A 15,435-nucleotide genomic window follows, 5' to 3' on the forward strand; every position below is an offset into this window, starting at 1 on the left:
TACAATGTTCGGTCGCGTGACGCAGGTCTCCCCCGGCACCATAGGTGGTCTAAGGCTGGGCCTGAAACTTTCAGGCCGTCGGAGTGCCGTTGTGAATCCCGGCATGCACGCAAGCTGCGCGGCGCCGGCAGCCGCGCTGCTCGCCCTCCTGGCAAATGAGAAGCGGCTGTTGGCCCTAGACCTTCTCACCCAGAGTGAAATGTCGGTCGGCGAGTTGGCGAAGCTGGTCGGGTTGAGCGCTTCCGCGCTCTCCCAACATCTGAGCAAGCTTCGGCAGCTCGGATTGGTTACGACAAGGCGCCACCAACAGACCATCTACTACTCGTGCGCGTCTGAGCCTGTTCGAGCAATCATCAGTCTGCTGCTGCGAGAGTTCGGAAAATCCAGACGCTCATGACGCGGCCGTCTGCCGAACGACTAATCTTGGCGATCGGGAGCGCCGCCCCACAATCTTGCAATCGCTCGGGGAATAAAAGTTGACGACGAAGTGGCGATCGCAACGGTTCTGAATCGCGTGGCTGACGACCACGTCTGGCGTACCGAGGCGGCACGCGAAATGATCGTGTCACGTGGCCGTCCAGGAGCGGCTGCGGCGTCCCGGCAGGCATAGAGTGCATCGGCGCCGCAAGCCCCGCATTTCAGGTATCCTCCCCTCTTGGCTTGGCCTGACTTTGCTCCCTCGGGGACCGCCCTGTGCGCGCTGTTTTGCTGTGTGACATCCGAGAGCCGCGACTCCGGTTCGGACAAGATCCGCCGGTCGGAATGGCTGCCAGCGAAATGGCCCATTTCATATAGGCGACCAGAGAAAAGGTTCGCCGGCCACCGATGGCAGTGGGTGAGGTTGCACAAACGTTCATGGGCTTGATCCGGGACCTAAGTCCGCAGTTCGATGCTATCAGGGCTAGCCGCGGAACGTTTGAAAGGTTTCTCACGTTCATTATCCGAGGGTTCTTCTAAGGTGAAAAGGAGAACGTCATGGCTGACCGCCCAACTGTCGTTAAAACGGGCGGGGGTGGCAATGCAGTCCTCGCCATCGTTCTGGCTGTTGTGACCATATTTATTCTGCTGTTGGTTGCAGGTGTCATCGACGGCGGTGGCGGCAAGGACGTCAATGTGAAGGTTGACGCGCCTGCCATCGAAACACCTGCCGCGCCCGCCACCCCGGCTGCAAAAGCCCCGGCGCCTGCAGAACCTGCTCCAGCGACGCCGGCTCCAGCGCCTGCACCCGCTGCACCGGCCCCGACCAATGGTGGTTAGTTCAACACACCGTTCTAGGTGGCGGCAAGAAACAACGGCCCATCGGCATCACAGAAGATGGGTATGCCTTGCGCCATCCAAATGTTGGTCTCGGCAGGGTCGTTAGATCGAGCCAACCGCCCATGAGCACCCGCGGTGCCGACTTCCCTGGTGGACGCTCATGGTTTCTTCTCCTGATCATCGCTGACCATGAATGGGCGGCTTACCAGAAACACCTGCACCGCTCTCGGTCAGAGTTTCCGGCTGGCCAGAAGCCGTGTAAGCCAATCCGGATCCATTTCAGGCACGGATAAAAGAAGCCTTTCCGTATAAGCTGCATGCGGGGGCGCAAGAATTTCGCTCTTCAAACCCTGCTCAATGACTTTCCCCTGATGCATGACGACAATTTCGTCGGCTATCGCCCGTACGGTGGCAATGTCGTGAGTGATGAAGATGTAGCTCACGCCAAGTTCACGCTGCAGGCGCATTAGAAGCTTTAGGATTTCTTCCTGCACAATCTGGTCGAGCGCGGACGTGATCTCATCGCAAATGATGAGTTCCGGATCGGCGGCCAATGCCCGGGCAATGCAAACGCGCTGTTTTTGGCCGCCCGACAGTTCGGCCGGCAGACGGTCTAGATACGTTTCGCTCATTTCGACCATATGCATGAGCTCGCCGATGCGGCGATCGCGCCGCGCGCCCTTGAGGCCAAGGTAGAATTCAAGAGGGCGCGCTATGATGTCTTCAACCGTCTGACGAGGATTTAAGGCATTGTCAGGCATTTGATAAATCATCTGTATGCGGCGCAGGATCTCTCGGGGTCGCATCTTCAGGGTGTTGGAAAGGCGCTTGCCGTCAAAAGAAATGGACCCCGACAGCGCAGGCAAAAGGCCCGTAACGACGCGCGCGAGCGTCGATTTCCCGGAACCGGATTCGCCGACCACCGCCACCGTTCTTCCACGGGGGACCTTTATGGAGACATCCTGGAGCACCTTGATGCTGCCAGCGTAGGCCGCAGTGACATTGTCGATTGTCAGCAGATACTCATCGGCCGGAACTTCGGGCTTAACAAGTTTGCGCACGGCCCAGAGCGTCTTTGTATATTCCTGGCTCGGCGAGGCGAGCATTTGGCGCGTCTGAGCCTCCTCCACCGTAAGACCGTGGCGCAGAACCATGATGCGGTCGGCCATTTGCGCCACCACTGCCAGGTCATGCGTCACGTAAATTGCGGCGGTGTTGAACTCCTCCACTATGTTGCGAATGGAGGCGAGAACCTCGACCTGAGTGGTCACATCGAGCGCCGTCGTGGGCTCGTCAAATACGATGAGGTCGGGACGGCAAATCATCGCCATCGCAGTCATTGCCCGCTGCAATTGTCCGCCGGAGACCTGATGGGGATAGCGGAAGCCGATGGTCTCCGGATCTGGAAGTTGAAGACGCCGATAAAGATCGATGGCGCTGCGGTTCGCTTTCTCGCGCCTTGCAATGCCATGCGCCACAACAGTTTCGACAGTCTGGTCGAGGAGCCGGTGGGCGGGGTTGAAAGAGGCCGCCGCGCTTTGCGCGACATAGGCGATGCGGGAGCCTCTGAGGCGGCGACGCCCTGTTTCGCTGAGTGCCAGAAGATCAATCCCCTCGAACAGGACCGATCCCTGCGTGATCCGGCAGCCTGGCTTGGCGTATCCCATTGCAGCAAGCCCAATGGTGGACTTGCCTGCACCGGACTCGCCGATCAGGCCAAGAACCTCACCCCGCTTCAGCGTCAGACCGACCCCGCGGACGATGGGATGCCACCGCTCATCCGAAAAACCCTCAACATGCAGGTCGCGGACCTCGAGCAGATCCTTTCCTCTTTCATGCGAAACGTGTCCGCTATTTTTCATCGCGCAACCCGCTTGTTACGTGCAGGAACCAGTCGACGACGAAATTCACGGACACCGTAAGGAGTGCGATCGCGCCGGCCGGCAGTAGCGGCGTGACGTCGCCATAGGTGATTAACGTCGCGTTCTCGCGCACCATCGATCCCCAGTCGGCCGTAGGCGGCTGAATGCCGACGCCGAGGAAGGACAACGCTGCAATGGTGAGGAAAACGAAGCAAAATCGCAGACCGAACTCCGCGATCAGCGGCGGCATCACGTTGGGAAGGATTTCCTCGACGATGATCCACTTTGGACCTTCGCCGCGCAATCGGGCAACCTCGACGTATTCCATGACAGTCACGTTCAGTCCGACGGCCCGTGACAGCCGAAAGACGCGCGTCGAATCGAGAAGCGCAATGATAAAAATCAAGCTTGGGATCGAAGAGCCGAAGATCGAGAGCAGCACGAGAGCGAAGATCAGGCTCGGGATGGACATCAGGACGTCCACGGCACGCGATAGTATCTGGTCGAGCCACCCTCTGTATAACGCCGCGACTAGGCCAAGCGAGACGCCGGCCGCGAAGGACAGTGACGTGGTGGCGATCGCGATACCGATGGTGTTGCGCGCCCCGTAAATCAGCCTCGTGAGCATGTCGCGCCCGAGTTGGTCCGTTCCAAGCACAAAGTCCCGGCTCCAAGGTGCGAAGGCTTCGTTGAAGACCCGCGTTTCGCCGTACGGTGCTATCCAAGGCGCGAAAACGGCTACAACAACATAGCCGAGGATCATCAGCATGCCGAACCACGCGCTGAACGGCGCCTTGGTGAGCGCAATCTTGGCCCGGGTGGCGCGCGAGCGCCTCAGTCTCAGAACCGCTACCGTGGGTTCGGAACTGGTCATCGTGGGTGCAAGAGCCTGGGATTGGTGACAATGGAAATGATATCGGCGGTCAGGTTGAGCAGGATGTAGGCCGCAGCGAAGATCAGAGCGCAGGCCTGGACCACCGGAACATCCCTCGATCTCACCGCATCGACCATCAGCTGTCCAATGCCTGGATAGACGAACACGACCTCGACCACGACCACCCCGACGATCAGGTAGGCGAGATTGAACGCCACCACTGTGACGATGGGAGCCCAGGCATTCGGGAGGGCATGCCTGAGTACGATGGTCATTGGCGACATTCCCTTGAGACGCGCCATATCGATGTAGGGGCTGGCCAGCATGTTGATGATCGCCGCTCGCGTCATGCGCATCATGTGGGCCACGATCACCAGTGTAAGCGTGATCGCCGGCAGCGCCACTCTCCAGGCATGCTCCCAGAACGGCGTCACATCATTCACATTCGACAATGTCGGGAACTTGGGAACCGCATTGAGCGTCCGGTCCACGGAAACCGCGAGCCAGTGCGGCAGGCTTTGGGCAAATTCGGACCCGATGAACGTGTCACGCGAAATGACGACATAAACGAGCAGGTAGGCGACGAAAAACTCCGGAAAGGAAATGGCAGTCAACGTCACAGCATTCACCAACCGGTCGAACCAGCCGTTGCGGTACAGCGCAGCGAGGATGCCAAGGCCTAGGGCCAGCGGAACTGCCATTAGCGCGGTCATCGAGGCAAGAAACAGCGTGTTATAAAGCCGTGGCGCAATGATCTCGGCCACAGAGCGCCGATCGCCGGTGCGGCTTGCGAACGAAGAGCCGAAATCACCGTGAAGCATTTGCGTGATCCAGGCGAAGTAACGCTCCACCGGCGGGCGGTCGATTCCGATTTCGCGCTGAAACGCGGCGACAGTTTCGGGTGTCGCCGATTGCCCGAGCGTGGACTTGGCGAAGTCGCCGGGAAGCATTGCGATCGCCGAGAAGATGATGATCGACACGATGAACAGCGTGACCAGGCCGAGGCCCAGGCGCTGCAGAACCGTTCTTGCTACGGGGTTCATCGGCATGCGTTTCCGTTGCTGCCCCTGTCACACCAGCCAAGGCACGTCGAGCCGAGCCGGACTGCCGCAATCATCACGCGTCCGGCTCGCGGCGCTCACACGCTGGCGATCCACCAGCGCTCAGCCATCTTCAGTCCGTCGTTCTCCCAGTTCGGCGCGACCTCGCCATGTGCGAGCTTGTTGGAGCTGGCGCTGACGAAGTTGTTGAATACCAGCACGATGCTGCCGCCATCGTCATGTGTCAGTTGCTGCATCTCGCCATACATCGCCGCTCGCTTGGCTTCGTCTGTCTCCGCGCGCGCCTGGACAAGCAACTCGTTGAAACGGGGATTTTTCCAGAACGACTCGTTCCAACTGGAGTCCGCGGCAAAGGCCTGCGTAAACATCCAGTCGGCGGTCGCGCGGCCGCTCCAATAGGAAGCGCACCAAGGTTTCTTGAGCCAAACATTGTCCCAGTAGGCGTCCTCGGCCTCGCGCACGACGTTCACGTCGATACCGCATTGGGCAGCCGTCTCGCGAATGAGCGCAGCAGCGTCCACCGCTCCCGCAAAGGCAGCATCGGCGACCGAGAGATCGACCTTCAGGTTTTGCAGTCCTGCTTTCTTCAGATAGTGCTTGGCCTTTTCGGGATCAAAGCTGTGCTGCGGCTGCGGATTCATGGCGAATTTGATCGCCGGGGCGATCGGGTTGTCGTTTGCCACAGCCGCGTGACCAAGGAAGATCTTGTCGGCGATCTCCTGACGATTGATGGCATACTTCAAGGCCTGTCGTACGTCTGCATTGTCGAACGGCGCCATGGTGACATTCATCGGCAAAGTGTAGTGCCCGTAGCCGGTGACCTCGATGATTTCGATTTTCGGATTGCGCTTGAGCATGCCGAGGGTCTTCAGGTCGGCGCGGCCGATATAGTCCACCTCCCCCGTGGACAACGCGGCCATGCGAGCGGTCAGATCGGTGATGGACAGGAACTCCACCTCGTCCAGATAGGGCTTGCCGTTCTTAAAATAGTTCGGGTTGCGCTTGAGTTTGGCCGAAACGCCCGGCTGGAAGTTCTCGAGCACGAATGCGCCGGTGCGTACGCCCGAAGCCCAATCGGCCTTCCCGTCCTTGGTCGGCATGATGACCAGATGGTAGTCGCTCATGATGTAAGGGAAATCGGCGTTGCCGCTCTTGAGCGTGAAAACGACCGTTTCCGGGCCGTCCGCCTTAATGTCGGCGACGGAATCGAGCAGCGACTTAGCGGCCGATTTGGTGTCCTTTCCCATGTGATAGCGCAGCGATGTCACCACGTCGTCCGCCGTCACATTCTTGCCGTTGTGGAAGGTAGCGCCCTTGCGCAGCTTGAAGGCCCATTTCTTGGCACCGTCCGAAGGTTCGAAGCTCTCGGCAAGATCCGGTTGGACGCTGCCCTTGGCGTCGACCTCGGTAAGGCTGTTGGACATCGAGCCCGAGAACGCCGTTTGCGTAAACGTGTCGGGGTATCCGGCGGGATCGATCGAATCCGTCGTTGCGCCATGCGCCATCCCTAGTTTGGCAAAGCCACCCTGGAGGGGGGCGGCGCGCGCCGAGCTGTCAAAAAGTTTGTCGGCGGCGACGGCGGTCAGGCCGGCAGCCAAGCCGAGATGAATGAAATCGCGACGAGATATCTTGCCGCGACCGATTAGATTTTGTGCGATACTGAGTTTGTGTACAGAGTCTGACATCTTAGCTCTCCCATTGCGGAATTCTCCGCGTTATTGTTCGTCAAAGCACCCGTGAACAAATCTGCTAGTCAGTTGCGGTCACCTTTCCTTCGAAGCTCGTGCGAATGGTTGTACCCAGTCAGGCTGTCACATAGATCTTGTCGGCCTCAACGGTGACTGGAAACGTGCGCGCACGTACGGAAGGGTCGACCAGTGCCGCGCCCGACCTTATGTCGAACTCCCAGCCATGCCAGGCGCACCGCACGATCTCGTTCTCGCGATGGTAGATGAATTGCGCTTCGTCGACCGGGGCGGTTGTTCCGCATTGAGGTCCTTCACAAAGGGGAGCGCCGCGATGTGGGCACACGTTCAGCAGCGCATGGAAGGAGTCTCCGACCCGGAAAACGCCGACCGAGAGGCTGCGGATCTTGGCGATGAAGGGATATCCAGCCTCGATCTCGTCGACCCGGCAAATGTATATTTTTTCGGCCATCGTCTTCCCTCGTCAGGCCGCGTTCGCCGCTTGCGCGGGAGAGATGCGTTTATAAACTTCGAGCGCATTCAATCCCATAATCTTGCTCCTCCACGAGGGTGGGATGTGCAGGGTGTTGGCGTCGTCGTAGTCCCAGTGCGGATAGTCCGAGGCAAACATCAGCGTGTTTTCGCCGTCCATCGCTTCGAGCGTGGACCAGAGGTGCTGGATGTTTGCCGGCTGCTCCAGCGGCTGTGTGGAAAAACGGATGTTGCGCCGGCAATATTCGGATGGGAGCATCTTCAGCCAGGGCGTCTCCTTGCGTAGCGCTTTGTAGTCGGCGTCCAGGCGCCACAATACCGATGGCACCCAAGCGACGCCGCACTCGATGATCACGAAGTAGAGATCCGGCCATTTTTCGAAAACGCCGTGCGCTATCATGCTGGCCACATGCGACATCGCCGACATGTGCAAGACGGCATGCGTCTCCCAGAAAAATGTCGTCGGCGACGGTGCGATGGCGCTCGAATTCACACCCCCGTGACCGCCCAGATGTATGGCAAAGGGCAGTCCTACTTCCGCGCAAGCTTCATAGATCGGATGGTAAAAGGGGTCGCCATAGGGCTTCACGGAGCCCTGGGAAGCGAGAACCTGAACCATCCGCTGATGATTGCCCAAGCGGCGTATCTCGGCGGCCGCGAGCTTGGGGTCCTGCGGCGCGATAATGATCGAGCCCATGAACCGCTTGTCCTTCGGCAACCATTGCTCGATCTGATAGTCGTTGTAGGCACTGACGAGAGCACTGGCGTAGTAAGGGTTGGCGAGCGTTGAGGCCTCTATCGGCTCGTCGCCGGTCAGGATCGCCACGCCGATGTTGTATTTGTCGAGGTGCTTTTCTTTCATGATGAGATAGTTGTCGTCCTCCGTCTTCGGACGCACGTCCTTGCGGGAGAAGTCCTGCGGATGAAACCAGGGACGATGACCATGTGGGAATGCGCCGACCGGCCCTGTTTTCTCGCCCTCGACGAACATGTCTTTCCACAAGCCGGAAAGGTAAGGCTCCAGCACCGTGGCGCTTGACCAATAATTGTGACAATCGCAGTCAACGATGAACACGCTGCTCAGCTCCATAGCCCGGCCTCGGCCGACGTTTGCCAGCCAATCTCTTCAATGCAGCTTCTGCCTTGAGTATTGTTTGATCAAGCATATGATGCAGCGTAATATGATCGAGTTTTTCGATTGGAAAAATCGTGCAGCTGGACCACATCGAAACCTTTCTCGACATCATCGAGTCGCGAAACTTCAATCGCACAGCCGAGCGGCTGGGACTGACCCAGTCGACGATCAGCACCCGCATCAAGAATCTGGAGAGCGCGATTGGGTCCGAACTCTTCCAGCGCGGGCGCGCCGGCGCCGAGCCGACGGCGGCGGGGCGTCGGTTTGAAGCCTACGCAAGATCCCTGCTCTCGACCTGGTCGCAGGCACGCCACGACGTGCGGGCCTTCAACCGCTTCGAGGGGACCTTGCGCGTCGCCGCGCAGGTAGGCATGACACGCTCAGTACTGCCGGGTTGGGTCGAGACACTGTGCCAGGTCCTTCCGAAATCCTCAATCCATGTGGAATCGGACTATTCGAACCAGATGGTGAGCGATTTAAGCATGGGAAATCTCGATATCGCAGTGCTTTACGCGCCCCGCTATCTCCCCGAGATAACCTATGACCAGTTGATGATCGAAGAATATGTGATGGTTTCGACCGCGGCGCGAACTCTCGCTGAAGTGGACCCGGAAACCTACATTCGCCCGGGCTACACGGTTGTGCTGGAGAAAGCCCATGCGGAGCTGCTAGCTGATCTCGCGATCTGTCGACTTTCGATGGGATCGGAAACTCTGGCAGAGATGATGCTCCGGCGCACGGGCGGCACCTGCTATATGCGCTCTGACGATGCGCACAGATTCACCGTTGAGCGCCCATCGTTTATCGTTGAAGGAGCTCCAACGCTGCATCAGCCGGTACACACGGCCGTACTGGCACGTCGCAAGCACGAGCCGATCATCCGTAAGGGAATCCGAGCCCTCCATGTCGCTGTGATGTCGCTCGATGTTTAATCGAAATAGCCGATCATAACGCCAGGAATTGCTTCTGTTTTAAGGGGCTTCAAACTGGCATCTTGGCTCGACCTCAAAGCCTGAGCCCCATGATGAATGCACACGCTTGTCTCAACGCCTCCGAGTTCCTGCCCGCTATGCGTGGGCGGCAATGGGCACCAACCACACGGCAAGCTGTCCACTGCCTGCGCGTAATCGACGAGACGGACGATGTGAAAACATTCGTTTTCACCTCGCCGATGGATCGGATGTTCTGCTTCAGCGCGGGACAGTATGTGCTTGTGCACCTTAACATCAACGCTCACGCGGTGACGCGATCCTACTCTGTTTCGTCACCGCCAACGCGGCCGCTCGACCTGCAGATCACGGTCAAACGAACGCTGGGCGGGTTCGTTTCGAATTGGCTCCATGATAATTTGAGTGTGGGCGACGAGATCGAGATCGAAGGGCCGCTTGGTTCGTTCAATCTGGAGGACCTGCAATATGAAAGGCCCCTTTTCCTGTCAGGCGGCAGCGGGATAACACCCGTCATGTCTATGCTGCGCGCGCTCACCGACCGCGCAGACGACCGGGAGATCCGTTTCATTCACAGTGCGAAAACGCCGGCCGATATCATTTTTCGATCGGAGTTGGATGCGCTTGCCGCTCGCTTTCCCAACGTGCAGGTGACCTGCGTTTGTAGTCAGGCAGATATCGCTTGGACCGGCCCAACAGGCCGAATAGATAGTGAGATGCTCCTGAGCCTGGTTCCCGATCTCCAAAAGCGCGTCGTTTTTGCCTGTGGGCCCGAAACGTACATGAAAGCCGCACGTGCCTGCCTGGACGCGATTGGCCTCGCCCCATCGCAGTATCACCAAGAGAGCTTCGGAGGCAGCAGTCCGCGGGTGGAGCTGACTTCAACGATTACATCTTCGGTCCGTTTCGTCCGCTCCGGCATATCCCATATCTGCTCGACCGGAGAGACACTGCTGGACGCGGCGCGCCAATCTGGTGTCTACGTACCCACCGCATGCCAGCAGGGAGTCTGCGGCACGTGCCGCATCGCCAAGCTTTCCGGCGAAGTCGCTATGGATGACCTTGGCGGGCTGACACCTGAGGAGAAGTCGGCCAACTATGTCCTTGCATGTTGCAGCCGCCCAAAAGGCGCCGTTTTGCTCGACCTTTAATCTCGCGCCTGTTTTTGATCATTGACGCCCGGACATACCTTAGCGTCTCGCGTTCACCAGTCCGACGAGACGAGTGTTACCACAGTAGGGGTCCGTCAAAAGCAGTCGGAGTTCGACGTGGCATCGGCAAACCCAGCTACCCGCGATTACCGCAAGCAGGGCCGTCCTCCAATGACTACGAAAATGCTGAATGACGCGCAGCTCAGATGAGGTGTCTGCGCACATTCAAATGAGTTACTGCTGTCAACAGGATGGCACCAGCCATGAAGTAGATTGCCGCAATGACGTGGCCGTGGTGAAATGAAGCACAGCGCAAGGAAAGCAGTGACGCGCGAGAAGTCATCGAACATGGGGCGATCTTTGGAGGTGGGTTGGCTGTCCTAAGACCTGCTGGATGCTCAATAATCGATTTCCAGATTTCTGCAATCCAGCCGTTCCACGCCCTCTTTTGTGCGGCAAACGAACGGCACAACCGGCTCCAGCGGCTCATCGACGCTGATGCCTGCCTTCCACCAGCGCCTGCAGGTCGGACCTGCTGCCATGGCGCACCGAATAGGCCCGTGTAAACTCGGCTCCGAGCAAGAATATTTCTGACGAATAGTAAACCCAAAGCAGCACAACGAGCAACGCGCCCGCAGCGCCATAGGACGACGCGATCGCACTGGTTGCGATGTACCAGCCGATCAAGGACTTGCCGATAGTGAACAGGAATGCCGTGACCACCGCTCCAATGGCGACATCGCGCCAACCCAGCCTTCGGTCCGGCAAGATCTTGTAGATCGCGGCGAAGAGTATGGAGAGCAGGATGAACGAGACGATCTCATTGGTAGTGCCTAGGATAACAGCACCAAATGGCAGGTAGGCATTGATCACCTGGTTGAGTGCCGAAATTGCAGCACTCGCCACCAGCGAGACAAGCAGCAGGAATCCCAGTGCAGCGACAAGACCCAGGCTTGCGGCCCGTGCGCGCACCAGTCGCGACAAAGTTGTGCCGGTAGGCGCTATCTTCCAGATTTGATTGAGCGAAAGCTGCATTTCGCCGAACACGCCGGAGGCCGTCATCAGCAATGTGACGATGCCCAGGATTGTGGCCAAAGTGCCTGCGGTTTTTTGCGATGCACCTTCGATGGTGATCCGCAGGAGTTCGGCGCTTTGCGAGCCCATCACGCCTGCGATCTCTGCTGACAACCCCAGTTGCGCGGCCTCATGACCAAAGACCAGGCCGGCAATTGCCACGACGATCAGCAGGATGGGGGCCAACGACGTCACGGCATAAAATGCCATCGCGGCACCATGGCTGAACGCGCCATCATTGATGAAGCCGAGCACGGTTTGCTTCAACAACTCCCAAGCTTCCCGCATGACGCGCCGCATTTTCCGTATACCCGTCGACTCCCACGGATCGACCTCTTTCGCGACAATTTAGTGCGGCTAGACATAGAAGCCAGCGAATGGGTTCTGCGGGGGTCCTCTCTCCTGAAGCTGATTGCGATCGCGAGCAGAACACCTGGTCACGATGGATGAGTGGCTCAGGGAACAGGCTGCCCCGCGGGCGGAACGATCTGCATGACGAGCCGCATCAGTTCAGCCTGACGGGAGACGCCGGTCTTCTCGAAGATATTGTCGAGGTGCGTCTTGGTGGTTGCGTTGGCAATGCGCAGGCTGGCCGCGGTTTCGGCCAAGGTGTGCCCGGCGAGAAGGCTGGCGAGCACGCGGGTTTCGGCCAACGTAAGGCCAAAGGCTGTCGCCAGCATGTCGGCGGCGTCATGCTCGTCCGGTGCATTGCCGATGAACACCGCGGCAACCGCCGCGGGCTCCAGACTCGCGCGCAGATCGCCGCTGACCATCGGCAGCACGCGAGCGAAGATGGGCGGCAGGTCGGGTTCGGTGAGGCGGATGGCAAGCCCTGTGTTGCCGATGCTCCCCTCATCCCCGGCAGCAAGGATGATGGCGTTGTGAAGCTCCTTGGAAGCCGATGGGATCTTCGCCTGCAGAATGCCATGGACATCCTGGATCGGGCCGCCGCTCAGCAGCATGTGCCTGGCCGAGCGGTTGGCGTGCAGGATGGCGCCACGCTCATTTGCGAGGACCACGGCGCATGTGAGCGCATCGAGCGCCTCCGCCATCCGTGCCCGCTCGATCGTGCTGATGTCGAGCATGTTGCTGATCATCAGCGATCGGCGCACATGCGGCAGCAACAATTTGCCAAGCGCGATTTCACGCTCGGTGATGATGCCTTGCCGTTCATGCCGGGCAACGGCGAAGCCGACAAGCCGGGTAGGAGTGTGCATCAGGAAGAACGACATGACATCGACCAAGCCTTGGGGCTTCAGGCACTCCTGAAAATATCGGGAGGTCTCCAGATAGGTTTGAGAGACATTGCGCGAGAGTACATGCGGCACTTCGAGCGAGGGCCATGTCAAGAGATCCTCGATCAGCCGGGCGTGGATCTCGCGGATATGTTTCGCCTGCTGCTCCAGCCAGTATGGCTCTATTCCCACGGTCCTGTACATCAGCAGCCGGTCTTGGCTGAGATCGTTCAGGTGCAGGACCGCTGTCTGGGCATCGAGCGCATCCCTGATCCCGGTAAGCGCGTATTCCCATCGGCCCGGGTCGAGCGCACAATCATAGATACTGCCGATCAGCTTCGACAGCTTGTGACGCGACGATGCCTCGGCCATAGTCGAACGCCCCCCGCACCTCAAGCGGATCTGATACGGTAAACTGCGCGCTTCCGGAGATGCTCTCGCTTCGGCGGATTACGCGCCGACAGTCGATCGGCGAGGCGGCGGAACTGCGCCCTAACCCTCCAAATTTTAGCGATCGCTTATTTTCGACTATCTCCCCCAAACAGGGGATGCACAAGCAACCGGGAGGTGAAATGCTTGCTGCCTAAAGAAAAGGTCGCGCTTGATTGTGACGACCAGTGGGTTCAGCGCGTTCCCGGCTCGCGGGCCTTCGCCGATGTGATGAAGCCGGGGGGCATATCACCAATTTTTCCTTGTGCGCCGACTGTTACGGCGCGCGACTGTCTATTGGCAAAACTTTGTGCCGGGCTCGACCCGGACATTCGAGAGGGAGTGGCATAATGTACAGGTACATTGCTCTTGCGGCACTTTGCATCGCGGCGATGCCCGCGCATGCCGGCGAGCTTGGAGCCATGAAGGCCGAAAGCATCGATCTCGGCAGCTTCCTTGGCGCCGTCTATTACACGCCCGAGGAGGACGGTTATCGGGTGGTCACCACAATCGCGCAAGGCGAGGCGGGCTTGCCCGTGCGTTTCGTGGCGATACTGACCGAGAACCAGACAGTCGCAGTTTCGGTGCCAGGTAAGCTGGGAGAGTCGGACCAAATCATCGAGATATCGCGTGTCGGCGGCAAGCTTTTCGTCAGCCCGCGGCCAGACGTGGACGGCATCTTGACTGCTTCTCCGGCGGCCGCCGTCGAGTGATCCAGGGCGTGCGCGTTGCGGCAGTGCTGCCTACAACGTGGGCAACAGACGATGTCTCCATGGCTGCAACTCGTCCTTCCGTCTGTCGTCGTCTTTAGTGCCGGCGGCGGCTTCGGCGCGTCTTCGCAAGATGACCTGACCACCGGCAAGTTCTACAAGCTCGTCAACGGCAAGGTCGACGCGAGAACCTACAACGGCTTCCGTCGCTACAATGGCAGTTGCAGCCACTGCCATGGTCCCGACGGCGTAGGCTCGACCTTCGCCTCGGCCCTTGTTGACCGACTGCCCGGCATCGAGGCATTTCGGCGCGACGTTCGCGAGGGCCAACGCAGCGGCCCTTCAGTTATGAAGGGCTTCGCCGACGACCCTAACGTCGCTCCTTACATCGACGACATCTACGCCTATCTGCAGGCCCGCGCTGACGGCGCGCTCGGCCGAGGCCGGCCCGAGAGGCTTGAACCTTAGCACCGCTGGCTGATCGACGGAGTCGATCATCGCCAACAAGCTGAACCAGTGCCAGTCCGACATCCTGATCCGCCCCGTGGTATCCAATTACCGCATGCTCGATTTTCTTGAAGATTGACGCCCTGCTGGCCGAGACAGCCGACATCAAGGACGAGCTGAAGCGGGAGGTGGAGAGGCCCAACCTCGGCGACCGATGGTTGCGACTGGCGCTCGATCTTGCCCGCCAGCTCATGGGCGCGCCGCGTCACCTTTCCCAGCATCCGGGAGGATTCGTGCTCACGCACGACCGCCTCGACGACCTCGTCCCGATCGAGCCTGCCGCCATGGCGGAGACACCTGCCCGCTGCGGCAAGACCGGCGTGCACCTGCTTGAGGGTCCTGACAGCGATCATGAAGGACGCCCATGGCCCGGGGTCTGCCGAGCCAGCGCACCTTGACGGACATGAGGCCTTTATGGCGGCAACGACGGCTGCTGTCCTTGGGGTCTGCCACGGCGCCCTGGGCGCCGGTTTCCGGAAGCCGCGAAGGAACAACTGCCGAGCAGCATTGTTAAAGCTGAGCGTGTCGCTCGATTCGCATTCCTCGATTGTCGGAGATGAAGATGGCCACGAAGAAGAGTTCCCAAAGCAATGCCAAAGGTCTTGAAGACCTGTTCTATGACGGACTGAAGGATATATACTACGCCGAACGCAAGATCCTGACTGCGTTGAAGAAGATGGCGAAGGGGGCCGAATCGTCGGAGTTGACAGCCGCATTTGAAAAGCACCGCGAGGAGACCGAAGACCAGGTCGAACGGCTGCAGCAGGTCTTCGAGATTTTCGGTAAGCGGGCGCAGGGAAAGACGTGCCCCGCCATCGACGGCATCATCGAGGAGGGCCAGGAGATACTGGAGGAGTTCGAAGAGGCGCCGGCGTTGGACGCTGGGCTCGTCGCTGCTGCCCAAGCCGTCGAGCACTATGAGATCGCCCGCTACGGGACACTGGTCACCTGGGCTGGGCTCCTCGGTCTGAAGGATGCGATTCCTCTGCTTGAGCAGACGCTCGAGGAAGAAAAGG

Annotated in this window: 15 protein-coding genes and 2 pseudogenes; 9 read left to right on the forward strand and 8 right to left on the reverse strand. The window is 59.3% G+C overall.

Annotation, left to right across the window (positions count from 1 at the left end):
- Window positions 1–103: 103 nt before the first annotated feature.
- Both NKJ26_RS29050 and NKJ26_RS29055 read left to right on the forward strand, forming a co-directional pair.
- Window positions 104–397: an ArsR/SmtB family transcription factor gene (locus NKJ26_RS29050; RefSeq protein ID WP_352698898.1), complete on the forward strand. Its 294-nt coding sequence runs from the start codon at window positions 104–106 to the stop codon at window positions 395–397.
- 578 nt (window positions 398–975) lie between these two features.
- Window positions 976–1,257, forward strand: coding sequence for a hypothetical protein (locus NKJ26_RS29055; RefSeq protein ID WP_352698879.1), 282 nt, complete (start codon window positions 976–978; stop codon window positions 1,255–1,257).
- Window positions 1,258–1,487: 230 nt separating this feature from the next.
- Here NKJ26_RS29055 and NKJ26_RS29060 read toward each other — a convergent pair whose 3' ends face one another.
- The 6 genes from NKJ26_RS29060 to NKJ26_RS29085 form a co-directional block, all read right to left on the reverse strand.
- Window positions 1,488–3,119: an ABC transporter ATP-binding protein gene (locus NKJ26_RS29060; protein WP_352698881.1), complete on the reverse strand. Its 1,632-nt coding sequence runs from the start codon at window positions 3,117–3,119 to the stop codon at window positions 1,488–1,490.
- Window positions 3,109–3,888 carry an ABC transporter permease gene (locus NKJ26_RS29065; protein ID WP_352698882.1) on the reverse strand — a complete coding sequence of 260 codons (780 nt, stop codon included), beginning with the start codon at window positions 3,886–3,888 and terminating at the stop codon, window positions 3,109–3,111. Before NKJ26_RS29065 ends, NKJ26_RS29060 begins: the two co-directional genes overlap by 11 nt.
- A 101-nt stretch (window positions 3,889–3,989) precedes the next feature.
- Complete coding sequence (locus NKJ26_RS29070) at window positions 3,990–5,036, reverse strand: ABC transporter permease (RefSeq protein ID WP_352698900.1); 1,047 nt, start codon at window positions 5,034–5,036, stop codon at window positions 3,990–3,992.
- 95 nt (window positions 5,037–5,131) lie between these two features.
- Entirely contained in the window at window positions 5,132–6,739 is a 1,608-nt protein-coding gene (locus NKJ26_RS29075; protein ID WP_352698884.1) for an ABC transporter substrate-binding protein, read from the reverse strand.
- Between the two features lie 118 nt (window positions 6,740–6,857).
- Window positions 6,858–7,211, reverse strand: coding sequence for a Rieske (2Fe-2S) protein (locus NKJ26_RS29080; RefSeq protein ID WP_352698885.1), 354 nt, complete (start codon window positions 7,209–7,211; stop codon window positions 6,858–6,860).
- 12 nt (window positions 7,212–7,223) lie between these two features.
- A complete protein-coding gene (locus NKJ26_RS29085) occupies window positions 7,224–8,306 on the reverse strand; it encodes an amidohydrolase family protein (RefSeq protein ID WP_352698902.1) in 1,083 nt (360 codons plus the stop codon).
- 134 nt (window positions 8,307–8,440) lie between these two features.
- Here NKJ26_RS29085 and NKJ26_RS29090 point away from each other — a divergent pair, with 134 nt between their 5' ends.
- Window positions 8,441–9,298: a LysR family transcriptional regulator gene (locus NKJ26_RS29090; protein ID WP_352698887.1), complete on the forward strand. Its 858-nt coding sequence runs from the start codon at window positions 8,441–8,443 to the stop codon at window positions 9,296–9,298.
- Window positions 9,299–9,390: 92 nt separating this feature from the next.
- Window positions 9,391–10,464 carry an FAD-binding oxidoreductase gene (locus tag NKJ26_RS29095; RefSeq protein ID WP_352698889.1) on the forward strand — a complete coding sequence of 358 codons (1,074 nt, stop codon included), beginning with the start codon at window positions 9,391–9,393 and terminating at the stop codon, window positions 10,462–10,464.
- A gap of 486 nt (window positions 10,465–10,950) precedes the next feature.
- Here the strand turns inward: NKJ26_RS29095 and NKJ26_RS29100 are convergent, their stop codons facing one another.
- Entirely contained in the window at window positions 10,951–11,838 is an 888-nt protein-coding gene (locus tag NKJ26_RS29100) for a YihY/virulence factor BrkB family protein (RefSeq protein WP_352698890.1), read from the reverse strand.
- A gap of 155 nt (window positions 11,839–11,993) precedes the next feature.
- Window positions 11,994–13,145: a helix-turn-helix transcriptional regulator gene (locus tag NKJ26_RS29105; RefSeq protein WP_352698892.1), complete on the reverse strand. Its 1,152-nt coding sequence runs from the start codon at window positions 13,143–13,145 to the stop codon at window positions 11,994–11,996.
- A gap of 407 nt (window positions 13,146–13,552) precedes the next feature.
- On the opposite strand from NKJ26_RS29105, the gene NKJ26_RS29110 reads away from it, so the two are divergent.
- The 5 genes and pseudogenes from NKJ26_RS29110 to NKJ26_RS29130 all read left to right on the forward strand — a co-directional run.
- Window positions 13,553–13,915: a hypothetical protein gene (locus NKJ26_RS29110; protein WP_352698894.1), complete on the forward strand. Its 363-nt coding sequence runs from the start codon at window positions 13,553–13,555 to the stop codon at window positions 13,913–13,915.
- A gap of 51 nt (window positions 13,916–13,966) precedes the next feature.
- Window positions 13,967–14,380, forward strand: coding sequence for a c-type cytochrome (locus NKJ26_RS29115; protein ID WP_352698896.1), 414 nt, complete (start codon window positions 13,967–13,969; stop codon window positions 14,378–14,380).
- Between the two features lie 19 nt (window positions 14,381–14,399).
- Window positions 14,400–14,556: pseudogene (locus NKJ26_RS29120) on the forward strand (patatin-like phospholipase family protein); the annotation flags it as partial.
- 3 nt (window positions 14,557–14,559) lie between these two features.
- A pseudogene (locus NKJ26_RS33675) lies at window positions 14,560–14,712 on the forward strand (hypothetical protein); the annotation flags it as partial.
- 269 nt (window positions 14,713–14,981) lie between these two features.
- A partial coding sequence (locus NKJ26_RS29130; protein ID WP_352698897.1) for a YciE/YciF ferroxidase family protein occupies window positions 14,982–15,435 on the forward strand: 454 nt, incomplete at its 3' end.

The organism is Mesorhizobium sp. M0152 (assembly GCF_040322415.1).
Lineage (GTDB): Bacteria > Pseudomonadota > Alphaproteobacteria > Rhizobiales > Rhizobiaceae > Mesorhizobium.